The following is a 1,195-nucleotide window of genomic DNA, read 5'->3' on the forward strand; positions in this document are numbered from 1 at the left end:
ATCGCGCTGCTGGCGGCGCTGGCGGTGCGGCTCGGCCTGCCGGCGCTGCCCTCGACGGACCGCGGCGGCGCGGGCTCGGCGCGGCGGATGCTGCGGCCGGCCATCCTGCTGGTGCTGGCGACGAACCTGCTCGCCTTCTCCGGCCTGTTCTGCATCGCCGCCTATCTCGGCCCGATCGTGACGGCCAGCACCGGCATCGCCGGCGCCGGCATCGGCGCGATCCAGGTCTTCGTGGGCCTGGGCAGCATCGCCGGCATTTTCATCGGCGGCCGCGCGCGGGAAGGCGGGCCGGTGCTGGCGACGGCGCTGATGGCGCTGCTGGCGGCGGCGCTGCTCGGCTATTCGCTGCTGCTCGCGCGTGCCCCCGCGGGCTGGCATGCGGTGCCGCTGGCCCTGCTGGTGTTATCCGGCGCGACCGCACTGTTCGCCCTGGCGCCGATGATGCAGACGCGCCTGGTGGACCTGGCGCCGGAGGATCGGGCGGTCGCACTCGCGCTGAACGGCGCGGTGGCGCTCGGCGGCCAGGGGATCGGCGCGGCCTATGGCGGCGCGATCATCGCCGCGGCGGGGCTGGCCTGGACCGGGCTGGCGGGCGCGGGTCTGGCGCTGCTTGGCGCGGGGCTGGCGTGGAGGGCCTTCGGGCGCGGGTGAGGCGGTGCCGCGCCGCGACGACCGCCACGACCAGGCTCAAGGGTGCAGCGCTACCAGCGCCGCACGGGGCCGCAATCCAGGTGGAAGAAGCCGTCGCGGCGATAGAGCCCGACGCCGCCGAGCTCGAGGTCGGCGGCACGGCGCGCCACCTCGATGCTGACGCGGCCCGGCAAGCGGCAATCCGCCGCCATGCCGGACATGTGGAGCGACACCGTGGAGACTCGCCGGCTCTGGCGCGAGCGCGCCGCGTTGGTCTCCGGCGTGCGGTAGCCGCTGATCACCTCGAAGGCGTCGTCGGCATCGACCGCCTGCGCAACTGCCGCCATCACGTCGAACAGCCGCGGATCCATCGGCGTCGTCTCCGCCGCGGAGAGGTCGCGGAACACGTGGTCAAGCTGGCGCAGCGCATCGCGGTCGTAGCGCCCGTCGCGCCAGTAGACGCCGGAGAAGGCATCGCCCGTAAAGGCGCGGCGCACGCGCAGCGTGCGCGCCGACGCCTGCGCCAGCGCCGGCGGCACGGCGAGCGCCGCCGCCACGCCGACCG

Annotated in this window: 1 protein-coding gene and 1 pseudogene; one reads left to right on the plus strand and one right to left on the minus strand. The window is 75.5% G+C overall.

Translation table 11 applies throughout. The features are described from left to right. Positions 1 to 651 (plus strand): annotated as a pseudogene (locus OZN99_RS32045) (hypothetical protein); the annotation flags it as partial. Between the two features lie 50 nt (positions 652 to 701). Here the strand turns inward: OZN99_RS32045 and OZN99_RS32050 are convergent. Then, the coding region (locus OZN99_RS32050) for a DUF882 domain-containing protein (RefSeq protein ID WP_270939230.1) at positions 702 to 1,195 on the minus strand (494 nt) is incomplete at its 5' end.

Source organism: Falsiroseomonas oryzae (assembly GCF_027856955.1).
GTDB classification, from domain to species: Bacteria; Pseudomonadota; Alphaproteobacteria; order Acetobacterales; family Acetobacteraceae; genus Falsiroseomonas; species Falsiroseomonas oryzae.